The sequence below is a fragment of the Shewanella sp. P1-14-1 genome, assembly GCF_001401775.1.
GTDB lineage: Bacteria > Pseudomonadota > Gammaproteobacteria > Enterobacterales > Shewanellaceae > Shewanella > Shewanella japonica.
The window spans coordinates 1-19052 of the sequence record NZ_LKTL01000041.1 but is presented as its reverse complement, the minus strand read 5'-3'; the positions used below and the strand labels follow the sequence as shown (position 1 = coordinate 19052).

The following is a 19052-nucleotide window of genomic DNA, read 5'->3' as shown; positions in this document are numbered from 1 at the left end:
ACCGAATTAGTTTAAGACTGTTTCATTGTTCATCATCATCCCCCTTATTTGGGAACCTGTTAATCCGCTAGCGTATGATTAACTTATGTTCCACAAGAAATACTTCTGGCAACCCATTGGGTTGCCATTTTTTTATTCGTTATTTAGCTAAGGAGTATTGAGGTAACTTGAGTTTTATGAAGTAAGCATAACATCCAGTTGTACTTGTAATGATGGGTGATAGTTTGCTCTTGTTTGCTGATAAATATCCGACACAAAATCCACATAGCCAGCAATAAGCAATTCACTGTAGAGTGGTTTTACAAATTTTGCTCGTCCAATACTTCCTAAGAATTCAGCGACGGTTGGCAGCACTATCTCATAATGGTTTCGAATGGCGACTCTAAGCCAGTCACATGCAAGCTCTGCATTTTTGCTCTGAGTAAAACCAAAGGCCATATCCAAATCTTTCAACTGAACCTGCGTTAGTTGAAATGGCAATTGGTTGATAAAATACTGCCAATGGTGCACTCGCCAGCCTGATACATTCAATTGCTTTGCATGCCCTCCTGCGCAAAATTGTGTTAATGCCGAGGTCACTTTGTCTAAGCTACTTGATGTTGGGCCCTCGAACCACTCAGGTAGGCCCTCACCATAAACCCAAGTGAGTAATTCACCCTCTGATATTTTATCGCCATGCTGGCGCAATAAGGTTTGTTTGGCATACTTTACAAACGTCTCTGTTGTAATAGCCTCAAACTTAAACTGCTGAACATAATTAAATAAGAACACATCAAAATCAGCGCGTCCTAGCCTCGATTCAAGCTCATGTACAAACATAGAGGCTTTATCATAAGTAAATCGATTAAATGAGTCGTTAGCATCTTGAAACTGGACATTAGCTGGCAAAGTTTGTGCACTTAGTGGCATTGATAGCATTTCTTCTTTTAAGCGACCATATTCAATCACCCACTCAAGTTCCGCTTGTTCTTGGCCATATATTTTTTCAACCAAACGATTGGTGAAATATGTGGTAAAACCTTCATTTAGCCATAAGTCACGCCAGGTTGCATTACTGACTAAATTGCCTGTCCAAGAGTGGGCTAATTCATGCGCCACGGTTGACACTAAGCTTTTATCACCTGCAATCAATGTTGGAGTAATAAATGCTAAACGTGGGTTCTCCATTCCACCAAAAGGGAAACTGGGTGGCAGCACTATCATGTCATAACGATCCCAAGGATAAGGCCCTAATAAAGATTCTGCAGCCACAATCATTGATTCGGTATCTTCAAACTCCTTGAGCGCCTTATCAAGCATGCCAGGTTCTGTATAAATAGCGCATCGATGGCTAATCTCACCATAAGCTAAATCGCCAACTGCAAGCGCAAGCAAATGAGTTGGAATGGGTTTTTCCATTTCAAAATAGAATTGACCATCTTGAGGTATAGCAGAAGAATTAGCGGCGCTCATTACGGCACGAAGACCGTTATTAACTTTGACACTCGCATTGAAAGTGATTCTGGCCTTCGGACTGTCTTGCAGCGGGATCCAGCTTCGGGCATTAACAGGCTGAGATTGACTAAATAGATAAGGGTGTTGTTTACCTAAGGTTTGCTCAGGAGTTAACCACTGTAATCCTTGGGCGCTAGGCGAAGTATGATAATGAATAACCACTTCGCTAATCTCTGTACCGATATCAACAGTGATATGCCCGCCTTGAAATTCGCTTAAGCTTTCATGTGAATAGTGACACTGGTTTCCATGGATATCTGTCACGGCATCAATCAACAAATCACGGCTATCTAGCACCAAATGCACAGCGGATGTCTGCCGTTTAAATTGCAAATTAACCTGTCCATGAAGTTGCTGTTTGTCAAAATCAACATCAAGGAAAAGCGTCATATGATGCACGATAATGTCATCAGTGTTAGCAACAGAATGGTAGTCACGAGTGAAATCTAATTGTTCAGCCACATCAAACCCTTATTGGAATTATTATCGGGTTATATTAACTCACTTAGATCTTTTCATCGAGTCTATTAAACGGACACAAAAAAGCCTCACGAATGAGGCTTTTAGTGTCAAAAGTGGGATTGTATTACAGCTTAATTCCAGCTTTTTCTAGGTCTTTTGCAACAACACTACGAGGTAGTGGTACGTAACCGTCTTTTTCTACGATTTGCTGACCTTGCTTAGATAACACGTAACGGATGAATTCACGATCCATTGGTGATAAATCTTTGTTAGGGTGCTTGTTGATGTAAACATATAGGTAGCGAGATAATGGGTAAGTACCATTTGCAGCGTTACCTGCTGTTGCATCAATGTATTTAGTGCCTTTCTTAGAGATTGCTACAGCTTTAACGCCTGCAGTCTTGTAACCGATACCTGAGTAACCGATTGCATTAAGGCCTTGAGAAACGGATTGAACTACAGAAGCTGAACCCGGTTGCTCGTTTACGTTTGCTTTGAAATCACCTTTACAAAGTGCTTTCTTTTTGAAGTAACCGTAAGTACCTGATACTGAGTTACGACCGTACAACTGAATGTCTTTCTTAGACCAGTTGCCGTCTAAACCAACATCACCCCAACGATTTACGTCGTTGCCGCCACATTTCTTAGTTGACGAGAAGATAGAATCGATTTGCTCGATGCTTAAACCTTCAATTGGGTTATCTTTATGTACGAAAACTGCTAATGCATCGATTGCTACACGAATTGCCGTTGGTTGGTAACCGTAATGCTTTTCAAATGCTTCAACTTCGTTAGGCTTCATTTGACGGCTCATTGGACCGAATTGTGAAGTACCTTCAGTTAATGCTGGTGGTGCAGTAGAAGAACCAGCAGCTTGAATTTGGATATTTACGTTAGGGTAAATATGTTTGAACTCTTCAGCCCATAACGTCATCATGTTAGCAAGTGTATCTGAACCCACTGATGATAAATTACCTGAAACACCACTTGTTTTTTCGTACACAGGTAATGTTTTATCAATTGCTGCCATCGATGTTGCTGAAAATACACCAGCTGCAGTAAAGGCAATAGCGCCAACTAGCTGTTTAAGTTTCATTGTAATGCTCCGGTATTATAAGCGTTGTTATTTAAGACACGCTCAGTATCAATTGCTACGATGACAAGTCTATGACCAATATATGACAGTTGTATGACAATCAACATTTTTGACATTCTTGTTACACCTGCAGCAACCCCGCAAATACTAACTTAAAATACTATTTAAACAGTGACTTATAGAGGATTACTTTATCCTCCCCCTAAATACACACTCATTTTTTATTGACGTTATATGACAATCTTTGTTGATTTCAATTAAAAACGGCGCCCAAAACCGATAATTAAATGCTGCCAATTTAAAAAGCCATACTCAGCATATAAATTCCATTCATTTTTCGGCCCGAAGTCATAGTTCATACTCAATGACATATTTTTAGTTTCTTCTTTGGCCAAATCGATATCAAATTTCACCTCTTCCATTAAAGGCTCAAGCTCTGTGCCAACAAAGGAGTAATCACCGGTGACATTCTGATCAACACTTTGATGGCTGAATGCTAAAAACCAAGCTAACTTGTCGGTGCCTACATCAAATCGTTGCCCTACTCTTACTGAAGCAATTTTAGTTTTAATGACACTATCAGTTGTATTTGTGTTGGCGTTCACTATTGCCCCCACGGCCATCACAATTACAGGAGTATCACCAATAATGGGATCTATTTGTCCCGCAAGCACAGTACCGATACCGTAATTTTTAGCGGTATAATTAATAGGAATTGGCAGTACCACGCCATTACAGGCCTCATCACAAGGCAAACCTTCAACATTATCTAACTTAGCCAAGATATCTTTGTGGCCTTCGGTATACCCCAACAAAGCATAGACATTCCAAAACGGTAATATCCACGCATCAATTTTAAGCTGCACACTTCTATCAGAACCTGTAATACTGACATCTTCAGCAGGCACGACGTAATCATTGGGGCCACGAAACCCTAATAAACCACCATCTACTTGAACCTCAAAGTCATTAACAGCGATGTAGTCGGCATCAATGTTGTTATAAAAAAGGCTCACGCCTACGGGGATAGGTAACTCATAGCCTCGCTCAGTCGCTTTATCAGACAATAAGGGTAAACCACTCCAGTGAGAAGGCTTAGTCTGTTGTTGTACCACAGTGTTAACATCGTTGTTGGCATTAGCAGTAAAACTAACACCTGAAAGTAAAACACTGGCCAATAACACCGATTGAGATTTAACTGAGTAATTAAACATAATTCCGAAACAAAAGTAATTAAATGAGGTTCAGCCAAAACAGCTGAGCGAAAGCGTCACAGAGAAAGTGCCTTGATACATATTGTAGAGCATGTTAATGAATTGCGTGATACTTTACGACTTACTCTGAGCGGGGATGTTAACTGCATCACAAGCAGCCTAATCACAGGCAGTTAAAACGATTAGCCTATAAATTAAAAAGCCAACTCGCATTGACATGAGTTGGCTTTATTAAATGAAGTAATACTAGCAATTAATTACTTGTGTTGTTTTTTACAACCAAGTTTATGGGGATAATAAAACTAAAACAGCTGCCTTTATCAGGCTCACTAGTAATGGTTAACTCACTGTAATGATGGCTTAAAGCATGCTTTACAATAGCTAGGCCTAGCCCACTACCGCCCGTCTTACTTGAACGTGCATTATCCACACGATAAAAGCGTTCGGTTAAACGATTAATATGCTGTGGAGCAATACCAAGACCTGTATCAGTCACACTAAATTGGGCGCCTGCTGGTACCATTTCCCAGCGCACAGTCACCTTACCACCAGGCTCGGTATAACGAATCGCATTAGAGATTAAATTTGTGCACGCGCTACGTAATTGTAACTCGTTACCGTGGCAATCTAAGCCGTCTTCGCAATAAAAAGATAAATCATATTGATCAAGGGCTAGCGCTGAGGCTTCATCTTTTAAGATATCTAACATCGCTCTCATATTGATGGTTTTTTCCAAATCAATATCGGCACCATCTTCGATACGAGACAAAGCTAACAATTGCTCGACCATTGATTGCATACGTCTTGTTTGTTGTTGCATCAGGTTCAATGGTTTATGGTTCATGCTGTCTGGCTCTTCCATGCTTTGCATGATTTCTAAATAGCCTTGAAGCACTGTTAGCGGTGTTTTAAGTTCATGGGATACATTCGCTACAAACTCTTTTCGCATCCCTTCTAATTGATTAATTCGTGTGACATCGCGAGCGATTAATAATAATTGCCTATCACCGTAACTCATTAAGCGGATTTCTAATAAACGCTGCTCTGACACTGGAGATGCCAATTCAAGCGGTTCATTAAATTCACCTTTTTTAAGGTATTCAGAAAAATCAGGGTGACGGATTAAATTATCGATTCTTTGACCATTATCTTGCGGCCAAACAAACCCTAAAATCAGTTGAGCAAGCTTGTTACACCATAGAATATTCAACTCGGAATCTAGTACAACTGCAGCATCAGGCAGTGCTTCTGCACCTTGTCTGAAGCGGCTCAATAACGAAGCGAGTTGGCCGACTCTACGACGGTTTTTACCTTGTAAGCGATAGATACCATTGAAAATACCTTCCCAGCTACCCGTCCCTTGAGGAGGCGTTAATTTTCTGTCTTTCCAAAGCCAAAAATTAAGACGACTAATTTGTCGGTAATGCCATCCTAATAAAAGAATACTGCCGATAATAAGGGTGAGTGCGACTTGATTTATCAATAAGCCGATAAGGGCGAATACAAGCTCAATTCCGAAGAGCCGTAATAGCAAGCGAGATCCTGAATAAGATCGAAACATAAGTAGCCTAAAATTAATGTAAATAATCCAGTTTGCGGATTATTACCTAATTGTTGGTAGGTAAATATTGGCTCACAAGATAGCGTAAAATGAAACCTCTGACCACGACTAATTGTTAAAAAACCACTGAGAGATTGTAAAATACAACAACATACTCCTTATGTCGTTACTCAATGCAATCTACTGCAGTAGTTTTTTATCTGCGGCTTTAAATATTACATTCTGGTCGAAAAACGGTAACCAGCACCACGTACGGTTTGAATTAACTTATCATGCCCAGAGTCTTCAACGGCTTTACGTAAACGACGAATATGTACATCAACAGTTCTGTCTTCTACATAAACATTCGTGCCCCACACATTATCTAATAACTGTTCACGGCTATAGACACGCTCTGGGTGAGTCATAAAGAAGTGCAGCAATCTAAACTCGGTTGGCCCCATGTCTAGAACCGACTCGCCTACCGAAACGCGATGACTGACAGGATCCAGTAACAACCCTTGCACATCAATGGTTTCTTCTAGACGCGTAGGTGCACTACGACGTAAAACGGCTTTAATACGTGCCACAAGCTCTTTAGGAGAGAAAGGTTTAGTGATGTAATCATCAGCTCCCACTTCTAAGCCTTTTACCTTATCTTCTTCTTCACCGCGAGCAGTGAGCATGATGATAGGAATTTGACGTGTAAATTCATCTTGCTTTAAGCGTTTAGCCAATTGTATGCCACTGCCGCCAGGGAACATCCAATCCAACAGGATGAGGTCCGGGTAAGGCTCTTGCAATAGCTCAACGGCTGAATCAAAGTCTTCAGCAGCAGATGTGGTAAAACCATGTTGTTCCATAACAAAGGTCAGCATCTCACGAATGGCTGACTCATCTTCTACAATTAAAATCTTAGCTGTCATAATCTTTTCTGTGTTTAGTAAGCCGCTTGAGTATTATTGGTCAGTTTTATTACAGAAATATGATCTTAGCACTCAAAAAAGCTATAAAATCATATTTTTGTCATAAATCTATCATTCTTTTCAATCTAACTTGTTAACAGTGCAACGTATAGAGAGCTAACTCACTATTGCTGCAATAAAAAATAAAGGAGACTAACGCCTCCTTTATTATCAAGAATCTAGCTGAAGCATTGATTAAATGCTTAATTTAGAACTTGTGTTCAATACCTACAGCGAAGTAGCTTTCATCGATAGAGATATCGATGATGTCACCATTGTCTTCTTCTACTGTGCCCATTGAAGTACGGTCAGTGTAGAAAGCGAATAGTTTTGTAGGCTTACCTAACGAGTAATCTGCACCAATTGACCATGAATCACCTTTGTCTTCCATGTCTTGGTATTGTGCTTTTAACGTTACTTCTTGAATTTTGTAAGCTGCACTTAATAAGTAACCATCGATGCTTGAACCGCTATCAACTTTTTCTTCTTGCTGGTACATACCGCCTAATACAAAACCAGCGATTTTACCTTGAACAGTACCACGAACGATGTCGTAACCGGCAACTTCAGAGTCGTAAGCAATTGCAGCATAAACTGGGCTTTTCTTTAGACCAGAATCACCGTACATAGCCGCAATACTGAAACCATCACTTTCTTCTTGCTTGCTATCACCTTCAGCAGCGTAAGTTACACCAACTTGAAAATCACCAAACTTTGGCGTTAAGTAAGTTGCAGTTTGCGCTAGACGGTTTTCACCTTTGAAAAGTGCTTTTAAATCGCCTGAGTAATCGTTAAATAGGTCAACTTTACCTTGTGACTTTTTCAGCATAGTGTCGTTACGACCCACAGCGAAAGAACCAAAGTTACCTTTTAAACCAACAAACTGGTTACGAGCAGTGAAGTTATCTGAACTAGCATTGCCAGTATCAACTTGGTATTCGATAGTGTAAAACGCTTCTAAAGACTCACTTAATTCAAATCCGCCTTTTACACCGAAACGTGATGCATTACTTTGAATTTCAGTTACTGAACCGTCACCTTCGTCATTCGACTGAACTGACACATTCAACTTACCATATACTTCTAGAGGTTCTGCTGCATGGGCAGTTGAAAGCGTAGCAGTGGCAATAGCAGAAGCAACTAACGTTTTATAAAAAGCATTCATCATTTCATCCTTTAGACATATTTTTTGGTGTTTTACACCATTTTTTGTGCTGCTATCAGGTTGGAACAAGCAGATATTTGCTGCCTAATAGCTTGGGAACGATGCGAATAGTGCACTCCTTTTGTTGCAGAAATATTTCAAAAAGCCGAGTTTATTAAGCTAAAGCTAATTCAGCAAAAGCAAAGAACAAACAAGCTGCTGATTTTTAATGGATTTAATTTAAAATTATGAAATATTACAGTTTAATGAATTCTGAATATGGAACAATCAAGCTGCAGTATTTTGATGGTTTACCCCAGCGCATGGATCCCGTAAACTGCATTTTTAATTTTTGATGAGTGTCTTTTTATGTGGTTTAAAAATCTCACCCTTTATCGTTTCAATAAACCTTTCACTACCGATACCGAGGCACTAGAAACAGCATTAGCTGATTTCACTTTCTCGCCATGTTCTAGCCAAGACATCAGTAAATTTGGATTTTCAAAAGCGTTAGGTAAACAAGGCCATGCATTGGTGCACAGTGCTGAAAATCGCCACCTCATTTGTGTGACCAAAGAAGAAAAGATTCTACCAGGTCAGGTGATTAAAGAAGCTTTAGATGAAAAAGTGGCATTAATAGAAGATCAAGAAAGTCGCAAAGTCACCAAGAAAGAAAAAGATGCGATGAAAGAAGAGATCACTATGACGCTTCTGCCTCGGGCATTTTCTCGTCGCAGTCAAACTCACGCGTTAATCATGCCAGAACTTGAGATGATTCTAGTTGATAGCTCAAGTGCAGCAAAAGCAGAAGAGTTACTCGCATTATTACGTAAAGCGCTCGGTAGCTTGCCAGTTATACCACTTCACTTTACTACGCCAATTGAAACCACATTAACTGAATGGTTACGCAATGGTTCGTCGCCACAGCCATTTGAAATGCAAGATGAAGCAGAACTTAAGTCAGATTCAGATGAAGGTGGTATCGTGCGCTTTAAACAGCAGGTACTGCAAGAAGATGAAGTGCTAGCACACCTTGCTACAGGTAAGCAGGTGCACAAGTTAGCGCTACATTTTGGCCAATCTATCGCATTTTTATTGCAATCAGACGCCAGCGTGAAGCGTCTTAAATTCTCAGAAGAATTCAGAGCGGCAACTGATGATGTTGGCACGGAAGATCCTTTAGCCAAATTAGATGCTGACTTCGCACTAATGGGCGGAGAGCTTGTTGCCTTTATCAATGCATTACAACAAGCATTAGGCCCAATAGAAGAGAATATCTAAATGGCTTCCCCTGCTTGGATAATAAGCAGCGGTTAAGATTATTGATACATAAAAAAGCCCTAACGCATTCGCATTGAGGGCTTTTTAACAATTAATAACTAGATGAATTTACCTGCATCATCAAATGGCCAATCAATACCAAGCCAAGCTTTTAAGAATGCTTTTTGCGCATTAGTCGGATTAGACACACCTTCAATCGCTAAGTCACCTTTAGGTTGCTCTTCTAGTGTCAGTGAAACTTGAGTTAACTTATCATTATTAAAAATAGTCAGTTCAATTTCGTCACCTGCGTTAAAGTCTTCTAAACGCTTTTTGAACCCAGCTGCAGTCACTTTTAATCCATTAACCGCAATAACTTCATTGCCCGCCACAATACCCGCCAGCCATGCAGGGCTGTTACGTGTCACATGAGCAAGCGTGAGATCGTTATGCTGACCAGTTAATGTAAGACCGCTGTAAACGGTCGCTTTTTCACTGTCGCCATAAGATAAGACCAATCCAGCTTGAGCCAGTAATGAGTCAAACTCTAAACTAAATGGTGATGTAATATGTGACTGCCACCAAGGTTGATAATCTTTACCAGAAAGCGATGCTAATATGTTTTTCACATCATCAACGTTATACCCTTTAGGTAACTTGAAGTCTTGATATAACTTACGATGAACATCACGATAAGAATGAGCAAGCTCAGTGTCTGCTAACAGGTTAAAATCTAAAGATAAAGAAGCTAAATAACCTTCAGAATAAATATTAACACCATGGTTAATGGCATAATCGCCACCTGTATTAGTCCATTCATTCAAGCTAGCTTCAGCAACAGATTGAATTTCCCGCCCAGGTTTGTTGAGATTTCTATCAATACGTTTTGCTAAATCAGCAAAAAACTCTTTTGGCGTAATAACGTCAGCACGAAGCAATAATTGATTTTGGAAATAACTGGTTGAGCCTTCGGCCATCCACAATAACTCAGTCATGCTTGCCTTTTGATAGTCGTAAGGTACTAACCCTTCAGGACGGTAGGCTTTCACATTCCATGTATGGATAAACTCATGTGATGCTGTACTAATGAAGCGTAAGTAATCCTTTCGCTCACGAAAGTTAAACCTTGGCAGTTGAATAATGGTCGAATTTAAGTGCTCAGTTGCACCACGTGCGCCACTGGTAGCGTGGATCATGTAGACGTAACGTTCAAAAGGATAATCATCCCATATGACTTCCGCTGTGCTACTGATTTTTGTTAGGTCTGTAACGATCTGTTCAGCGTCATAGTTACCTTCCCCCCAAAAAACCACTTCATAATCACGTCCATCAGCTTCAAAGCTGTAGTGTGTGTTTACTCCAGTTTCGATTGGAGAATCGATCAATACATCATAATTATCAGCAACAAAAGAGTGCTTACTGCGTCCTGATTCCATTCCTGAATAACTTTGCCAGTCTTTAGGCACCATCATCGAAACTTTCACCTTATCTTGGCGAAACTCGGGGCTATACATAAATACGCCACTGGCATCTAAATAAGCATGGGATTCATCAATATGGCGAACACGAGTTCCTAAATCATTAGCGTAAAGCTGATAACTCACATTGACCTCTGTCGGCTCTTGTAGCTCAATCGTCCACTCACCTGTTGCAGTTCTCTGCCAATTTAGTGCATTACCATCGTCATCTGTCGCCTTAAACAAACGCACACCATCTGCAAGTGGAAGCACTGCATATTTACCAGTACGCCAAACCGGTAAATTTACTGTAAGCGTATCTGCAGATGACTCTGGAAAGGTCACATTCACTTTTGCAAGGTGATGTTGTGGTTGAGTGAGATCAATCTGATATTGCACTTCAGCCAGGGTAGAAGCTGAAAAAAATATCCCTGCGGTAAAAATAGCCAGTTTTGAGACTTTCACTATCGATTCCTTCTGTTATTATTCTTGTTATATTTTTACACGCTGTAGTTAAGCGTTTTCAACATCATATAGATTTGTTGTAATAAATATTACATTAAATGAGGTGGCATTATAACAAGAGCTTATTGTAGGCTCACCCACTTCCAACAAAAGCTTACAAAATAATAAGGTCACTGTTCTTACATGCGAAAATTGATACCAAACTGCTTGGCCTTTATTTTATTAATAATTTCAATTCCGGCATTAGCAATCGATCCACAAGAACGTGAAATTGAATTCAATGAAACACCGCAAGCGCTATTTGACCAACTATTAGTTCGAACACAATTTCCGCTTTCATTCAATAACCGCCAAGAATTTGAGTTAATAGCAAAAGAACTCAAATATACGCCAGATGAATTACAAGCAGACCTCGAAACTTTGGCTCGTCTGTATATGGAAACGGTTGTCAGAACACCAAATAAAACTGAAAACTCTCGTTTATTGACTCAACAATTAGAATCAATTGCAGTAACCCCAATGCAAGAAGCGATGATATTGCTACTTGAAGCAAGGTTTCGCGGTATTGAAGATCAACAGTACAAACAATCCATTATTTTATTTAAAGAAGCTTTGAAGAAAATTGCTTCAATACGTGATGAGCACAGCCTCACCTTACAATTTGTTTTACATGGCGGTTTAAGCAGCCTTCACGCCATATTAAAGCAAGATACCCAAGCCCTATATCATTATAAAAGTTATCGAGAAATTGCTTACCAGCTGCGAAATGACTATTTTATTGCCCAATCTGAAACCGCTATTGGTAAATATTACACTGGTAAAAACCAGCTAGCGAAAGCGCTGCAACATCATAGCGAAGCCTATCGAATTTCCAATCGATTGAATTACCCAGTAATTCAAGCTCACGCTCAATTTCAGCTTTCAAGGGCTTATCGAGATTTAGGCCAATGGGATGAAGCATTAAAAAATGCAAATGAAGCTGCCATTAGCTTTCAGGAATTAGGACATGAAGCCTTACAGTCTAATGCCATGACAGTCATCGCCATGGTCTACGGCAACCAAAAACAATGGAATAAAGCCATTGATTATTATTTAAATGCACAACAGCTCGATAAAAAAAATAATCAGGTTATTAGCCAAGGGCTAAATTTCCATAATATTGGCGAAGCGTACATGTATCTAGACAACTACCCGTCTTCTGTCAGTTATTTGAAAATGGCTAACGAGATTTTTAAAAGCCGTAGAGTCATGCATTATTTGGTATACAACGAGTTGCTGTTTGCTGAAGTGATGTCAAAACAAGCATTATGGGAAGAAACGATTACTCATGCCAAGGCCGCGCTAGTCATTGCAGAAGAGAAGCAACTTATTGATGCGCAAAAAGAGGCCCTTTCTTTTCTTTCCAAAGCTTACCGTGGGATAAAAGATGATTCCTCAGCGCTTGAAATGATGGATAAGCTTGTAGCGATAGATAACGAACAGCAAGAAAATATTGTGGATGAAGCGGTAAACTCTAACCTGAATGAAGAAAAGCTCAAATTTGAAATAAACGTTTATCAAAACAAGTTAAATGGCTATATCAAGAGCAGTAAAGATCAGCAAATGGCGATTATCATTCTACTTGCCGCTATCTTTATTTTGTCGTTTGTGTGGTTATATAGCTTAAAAAGAATTAATACATTAAAACAAAAACAACAGTCATTAACCGCCAAAGTCATTCAAGACCCACTCACCGAAGTAAAGGGCTACAGAGGGATGCTTGACTGCATGTCTACTGGCACATCGCCTAAAACCATTGCCTTAGTTAATATCAAAGCACTTACCGATTTAGATATTGACTTTGGGCTATCGGAATCAAAATTAATTACAGAAAGCTTAATCCAGCAATTTGAGAAAGACCTTCCAGCATGTGTTTATGTCATTAAGCCAGGCGAATTTGCTTTTTGCTTCAAAGAAACATTCACAGCTAATGAAACACTCAAAAAGATTGAGGCAAGCTTGGCTTCGCAAGATTTAGCAATCAATGCCAATATTCCTAATTACTCTGTAGTAAAACATGACCCCCTCGAATGCATCATGGGTCATATTAATCTCCCTTTATTGGCAAACCCTGATTTACGCCTTACCAACGACCTTCAATTTGAAACGGTACAATATGCCCTTGCAGCAGCAAAAACCATTGATAAAGGTAGTACTTACGTCAGTATACGCACACTAAACTTTGCTCCAGCGGCCATCTTTTTCAAACCTTTATATTTAAACCTTACTCATGCATTGCAAAGAGGCATTATCAGAGCTGAAAGTAATAGGCCTATCGCTGAGATAAAATGGCCTACAAATTAACCAATAAACACAAACATCATTAATCTTTCGTCCACAGCGGCCGATATAGGTATATAGTTATTAATATTATTTCTATAAAAATACCAAATACAGTATTATAAACGTCACTAATCAATCAAATAGGTGATTGATGTTGTTAGTTATTTGATTGATTTAGGAAGCTCATAAGCATGAAAGATTCTTCGACGGCAGTGTCACAAGTTTCACTTTTGAAACAGAAACTAAACTCTGCCAAGTTGGCGCTTGAAGAAATCCATGAGGATCGTAATGAAAAATTACGCACCCTAATTCAATTTTTAGGTCATTTAAGCCTTGCCTGTAAAGGTCAAAATCTAGAACTTGATAATCGATTAGCCAAGCTAAGACATCATTTACAAGGTTATGATCAAATTGATGAAGCCTTGCCTGAACTCGTTGAAATTGAGCGTCTATTAAAAGGCCAATACAATCATACAATGACTCAACTTGAAGAAAGCCGTACCAGCCTTTCTCGAGTTATCAGCCAAATTCAACGTGTAGACTCCGCCCCAGAAGAAATTAAAAAAGAAATAAATTACTTCAAAAAAGATCTCAATAAACCGATTCATACCATTTGGGAGTACATCCCTAAAGTTGAACAAGTCATCGGCTTTTACGAGCATATTTTACAAAAGCAATTTGCAGGTACTGATGAACACGTTATTTTGCCTCAGCACCTTATTTTAGCTAAAGAGCTAGCCCAAAAAATTTCTGAGATAGAATTTAGAAAAGAACAGCGTGATCAAATTTTGGTCATGAAAGAAGTATTAATGGGTGATATTAAACTCAATACCCTGCTTGAGTCGTATCAAACAATATTAAGCCTTTTACTCAATAACATCGCACGTGAAAAAACAGCGTCCCAAGACTTTTTATATGCTTTAAATGATGCCATTAGTGTCGTTAGAGATGTGGTAAGTAACACGGCTAATAACAATGAACGTTCACAGCAAATAAAAAGCCAGCTTAACAAAGAGATTAACTTACGTGTCGACAATGCCGATGGCATTTTAATTGAGTCAGATGATTTAAACGCATTAAAGACAGCGCTGACAATTCAATTATCTTCGCTTAAAGATGCGCTAAGCCGTAAAGAAGCATTGGAAAACAGAGAGCAAACACTGCTCAGAAAATCCATAGAGTCAATGCGAAAAGAATTAACCAGTATTACCAAAGAGGCAAATAGTTATAAAGAAAAACTATTTGAACATCAAAAACTTAATTTACTTGATCCATTAACACAATTGCCTAACAGAACCGCACTTGAGGATAGAATGGAGCAAGAATATCGCAACCATAAGCGTTTTAATGCACCGCTTTGGGTTGCTGTTACTGACATAGATTACTTTAAATCAGTCAATGATAACTTTGGTCACAGCACTGGTGATAAAACATTGCAAGTCATTGCTATGGCGCTAAAAAATTCATTGCGAGAAAGCGAGTTTGTCGCACGATACGGCGGTGAAGAATTTGTTTTATTACTTCCAGAAGTCAATGAAGACAATATTGGTTTATTATTAAATCGTGTCAGAGAGAAAATTAAGAACATTCCATTTAAATTTAAAAATCAGCGAATTACAGTTACATTATCAATAGGTGCTGCGCAAGTAATGGAAAATGAACGTATCGAAGAAACCTTTGAACGTGCCGATGCAGCCCTATACAAAGCCAAACACAATGGCAGAGATAGAGTCGTAATCGATATCTAACCTTCGATGCAACTCATCTCAAGAGGAGTTGCATATGATAGTAAAAATAAGCCCTCGCGGAAGTTTAGATCAACTTTCACAAATGGAAGTTAATCGACTCAAACAAAGCGCTAAGAGTGATTTATACCAACTACTTCGAAACTGCGCCCTTGCAGTGCTTGCCTCAGGATTACAAAGTGATAATTCTGAGGCCCTATTTGATAAATACACCAATTTTGACATCAATGTTCTCCAGCGTGAACGAGGCTTATTAATTGAATTGATTAATCCGCCAGAGCAAGCCTTTGTTGATGGCGAGATTATCGCTGGAATTCAAGAGCATCTTTTCGCCGTTCTTCGAGACATCGTCTATATCGACAATAAATACGACAACCTCAAACACATCAATCTTACTAATGCGAGCCATATCACCAATGTTGTGTTCGATATTTTACGCAACGCAAGAGTCATCTCACCGATGAAAGATCCTAATGTCGTCGTTTGTTGGGGAGGCCATAGTATCAATCCTATTGAATATCAATATACCCGTGAAGTGGGCTATGAACTTGGGCTGCGTGGACTCGACATTTGTACAGGTTGCGGCCCTGGAGCAATGGAAGGACCAATGAAGGGAGCAGCCATTGGTCATGCTAAGCAAAGGGTTAATAACGCTCGTTATATTGGCTTAACTGAGCCAAGTATCATCGCCGCAGAGCCGCCAAATCAAATTGTTAATGAGTTAGTGATTTTACCCGACATCGAAAAACGCTTAGAGGCCTTTGTGAGACTAGGCCATGGTATTGTTATCTTCCCTGGTGGTGCAGGTACAGCCGAAGAACTGCTTTATATTTTAGGTATCTTACTTAACAATGCTAACCAATCCTTACCCTTCCCTTTGATACTCACAGGTCCTATTGAGAGTGCCGATTACTTTACCGAGATCGATGCGTTTATTGGGGCCACTTTAGGACCTGACGCTCAAGCTAAATACCAAATCATTATCGATGATCCCGTCAAAGTAGGACAAATCATGAAACAAGGTATGCAAGCCGTTAAAAATAGCCGTAAAGAATTGGGCGATGCATATCAATATCAATGGTCTTTAAAAATAGAGCCCGAGTTTCAGCTACCATTCGATCCGACCCATGAAGTGATGCAAAACCTGCATTTATATTTCCAGCCTAATAAGGCCGAGCTAGCAGCGACCCTTCGACGTGCTTTTTCAGGGATAGTCGCTGGCAATGTGAAAGGAGACACCATAAAGCTCATTGAAGAGCGAGGTCCCTTTGAGATCCGCGGTGACAAGCAATTAATGATGATGATGGATAAACTACTCAATGCATTTGTTAGCCAGCAACGAATGAAATTACCAGGCAGTACATACGTGCCTTGCTATCGCATAATGAATAAAACGGAAAATGAAACGGAATCCCAATAGGGTTCCGTCAATATCTGTCGCTTTAATGGTGGTGATTGTTTAACAAAACGTTAAATAGCTATATGATTAGTCATCATAAATTAAAACTGAATTTAATCACCTAGTATGGTGAGCTAAAACTATTCAATCTAACGTGGGCTCACTTGAGCCTTACCACCAGCGACGAAAATAAACATGAACAAACTGTTGATCATTGATGGTCTGAACCTTGTTAGACGTATTCATGCAGTACTACCAGATGAAAATGATATTGCCAGCGTCAAAGAGCGTACGCTAGCCGCAGCCAAAAAACTGTTAGTTCACCATGAGCCGACCCATGCGATTGTCGTCTGGGATGGTGATGAAGAATCTTGGCGAAAACAGTTATACCCTGATTATAAAAAAGGACGTAAGCCGATGCCTACGCCTTTAAAATCAGGATTAGCCGATATTAAAAAGGCGCTTTCTGAAGCACATATACATTCTCATGACGCCGCCTCAGAAGCAGATGATGTCATCGCTACCCTAGCGACTAAAATCACTGAAAATAAAGGTAAAGCAATTATCGTTTCTACTGATAAAGGTTTCAGCCAAATCATTGATGACAATATCGTCATATGGGATCACTTCAAACAGCAATATTTCGATTTAACTGAATACGAAAAAAAGCTTGCTGTACAACAAAGTCAGATACTTGATTTTATCGCGCTAGCTGGAGACAGCGGCAATAAAGTACCAGGGATAGCAGGTATTGGGCCTAAGTCAGCAGCCGATTTATTAAATAAGTTCAGAAGCTTAGCAAACCTATACAAGTCCATTGATAACTTAGGTGCAAAACAAGCGCAAAAGCTCATTGATGGTAAAGACATGGCGAGAGTGAGTTACAAGTTAGCCCAACTACAATGTCATATGCCCCTCAATATCAATCTCAAACAATTCAGAGTCATTAGCAATAGCGAAAGGAATACCTAAGCAAATGAATTCAAAAATGTCCTTTATCATCGCCTCCATGTTCATTGCCTACATCGTCTTCGCAATTGCCGTTGTGATGGTTTATGAACCGAAACCAGAAGATAGAAGTTGGCAAGAAAGACAAGAGTTTAATCACAATATGCTCAGTGAAATCAATATAGGCCAGCCTATTGAGAACATTAGAAAATTAATGGGTCGAGCGGACTTTACCGAAGCAAAAGCAACTGACAACGCTAACTTTCAGATCATGTTTTATCGAACCCATCATGTTAAATCTGACGGCATCACTACTAAAGATGAGTGCACGCCATTGTTATTTAAAGATGGAAAATTGATTGCGTGGGGACAAGAGACTTACGATCAGTTTTTACAAATTCCCATTTTAAATAATGTCATCCCAGCTTCTCCCCCTGCAGTCGCCGAAACAGATTCTGATGACCATAAGACCCCTTTATCAGAAGGTGAAAAGTAAACTGATAATTGCCCCTAACATCTCAGTTTTAAAACGAGAATTCGACTCTCAGCCTATTGAGCCACAATCGTGTGCAAGGTTACTTTAGCCATAAAAAATGCCACATAATGTGGCATTTTTATTAATCACAATTAAGTCTATTTAACTGTTATTGATACTCTTTATAAGCCTCACCTTTCTCTAACCATTCAGGGGCTTTAGCACCTTTAAGATAATGGTCAAAGTACTGCTTCATTCTGATTGTATAGTCGAGTTTATTCGGATATTTCTTCAAATGATGCGGCTCGTCTTCATATTGTAAAAACACCACATCCTTACCAGTGCGTCGCATTGCAAGGTATAACTCAACGCCTTGCTCCCATGGCACCGCATCATCTTTATCACCAAACATGATCATCATTGGTGTCTGAATACGTTCAGCATAAAATACTGGTGAATTCTCAATATATTTTTGTGGGGAGTTAAATAAACTTTCTCCAATTCGACTTTGGCCTGTTTCATACTGGAACTGTCGAGCTAAACCAGAACCATGACGAATACCACTATATGCACTCGTCATATTAGACACAGGGGCCCCCGTTACAGCTGCTTTAAAGATATTGGTTTGGGTAACCGCAAATGCAGTTTGATAACCACCCCATGAGTGTCCTTGAATACCGACAGCATCAGGATCTGCAATACCCATATCAATTAACTTTTGCACACCAGAAGTTAACCCTTTAACCGCTGATGCACCTGGGTAACCAACTTCAAACCGAATGTCCGGTAAGAAAATCGCATAACCATTGTCAGCGTACCAAGCGAAGTTAGGACGATGATTAATAGCCATATGCGGGAATGAATGTAATCGGTCGCTCATAAAGCGATAGAAATACACCATAACAGGATACTGTTTACCTTCTTGATAATTAGTCGGCTTGATCAATACACCGTCAGTTAATCGGCCATCTGCATCACGCCATTGCACTAGCTCGGCACTGGCCCAATTAAAATCATCTCGCTGTTTATCTAACGCCGTTTGCTTAACACCATCTTGCGGTGCTGC

General features: G+C 39.7%; 14 protein-coding genes. 6 read left to right on the top strand and 8 right to left on the bottom strand.

All coding sequences use genetic code 11. The annotated features are described in order from the left end of the window. Positions 1-174: 174 nt before the first annotated feature. From AN944_RS20115 to AN944_RS20090, 6 genes are all read right to left on the bottom strand, one after another. The gene (locus tag AN944_RS20115; RefSeq protein WP_055026438.1) at positions 175-1956 is read right to left on the bottom strand and encodes a M1 family metallopeptidase; all 1782 of its coding nucleotides are present in this window, start codon (positions 1954-1956) and stop codon (positions 175-177) included. Between the two features lie 124 nt (positions 1957-2080). Then, entirely contained in the window at positions 2081-3052 is a 972-nt protein-coding gene (locus AN944_RS20110) for a PstS family phosphate ABC transporter substrate-binding protein (RefSeq protein WP_055026437.1), read from the bottom strand. Between the two features lie 257 nt (positions 3053-3309). Then, positions 3310-4266 (bottom strand): hypothetical protein, encoded by a 957-nt coding sequence (locus tag AN944_RS20105; RefSeq protein ID WP_055026436.1) that lies wholly within the window; start codon positions 4264-4266, stop codon positions 3310-3312. Positions 4267-4519: 253 nt separating this feature from the next. Next, entirely contained in the window at positions 4520-5827 is a 1308-nt protein-coding gene (gene phoR, locus AN944_RS20100; protein WP_055026435.1) for a phosphate regulon sensor histidine kinase PhoR, read from the bottom strand. A gap of 215 nt (positions 5828-6042) precedes the next feature. Further along, entirely contained in the window at positions 6043-6732 is a 690-nt protein-coding gene (gene phoB, locus AN944_RS20095) for a phosphate regulon transcriptional regulator PhoB (protein ID WP_055026434.1), read from the bottom strand. 247 nt (positions 6733-6979) lie between these two features. Continuing rightward, complete coding sequence (locus AN944_RS20090) at positions 6980-7939, bottom strand: porin (RefSeq protein WP_055026433.1); 960 nt, start codon at positions 7937-7939, stop codon at positions 6980-6982. 345 nt (positions 7940-8284) lie between these two features. Here AN944_RS20090 and rdgC point away from each other — a divergent pair, with 345 nt between their 5' ends. Beyond that, positions 8285-9196, top strand: a complete 912-nt coding sequence (gene rdgC, locus AN944_RS20085; protein WP_055026432.1) for a recombination-associated protein RdgC — start codon at positions 8285-8287, stop codon at positions 9194-9196. Between the two features lie 98 nt (positions 9197-9294). Here the strand turns inward: rdgC and AN944_RS20080 are convergent, their stop codons facing one another. Continuing rightward, positions 9295-11097 (bottom strand): M61 family metallopeptidase, encoded by a 1803-nt coding sequence (locus AN944_RS20080; protein WP_055026431.1) that lies wholly within the window; start codon positions 11095-11097, stop codon positions 9295-9297. A gap of 183 nt (positions 11098-11280) precedes the next feature. On the opposite strand from AN944_RS20080, the gene AN944_RS20075 reads away from it, so the two are divergent. The 5 genes from AN944_RS20075 to AN944_RS20055 all read left to right on the top strand — a co-directional run bounded on the left by AN944_RS20075 (position 11281) and on the right by AN944_RS20055 (position 18007). Further along, on the top strand, positions 11281-13440 hold the full coding sequence (locus AN944_RS20075) for a tetratricopeptide repeat protein (RefSeq protein ID WP_055026430.1): 2160 nt from the start codon (positions 11281-11283) through the stop codon (positions 13438-13440). Between the two features lie 170 nt (positions 13441-13610). Next, positions 13611-15167 carry a GGDEF domain-containing protein gene (locus AN944_RS20070; protein WP_055026429.1) on the top strand — a complete coding sequence of 519 codons (1557 nt, stop codon included), beginning with the start codon at positions 13611-13613 and terminating at the stop codon, positions 15165-15167. A gap of 34 nt (positions 15168-15201) precedes the next feature. Then, positions 15202-16584, top strand: coding sequence for a nucleotide 5'-monophosphate nucleosidase PpnN (gene ppnN, locus AN944_RS20065; protein WP_055026428.1), 1383 nt, complete (start codon positions 15202-15204; stop codon positions 16582-16584). Between the two features lie 174 nt (positions 16585-16758). Continuing rightward, entirely contained in the window at positions 16759-17535 is a 777-nt protein-coding gene (xni, locus tag AN944_RS20060; protein WP_055026427.1) for a flap endonuclease Xni, read from the top strand. A 4-nt stretch (positions 17536-17539) separates the two neighbouring features. Beyond that, complete coding sequence (locus tag AN944_RS20055; RefSeq protein WP_082420081.1) at positions 17540-18007, top strand: DUF3192 domain-containing protein; 468 nt, start codon at positions 17540-17542, stop codon at positions 18005-18007. 148 nt (positions 18008-18155) lie between these two features. Here AN944_RS20055 and AN944_RS20050 read toward each other — a convergent pair. Then, positions 18156-19052, bottom strand: an 897-nt coding sequence (locus tag AN944_RS20050) for a S9 family peptidase (RefSeq protein WP_144430239.1), incomplete at its 5' end; no start/stop codon positions are given.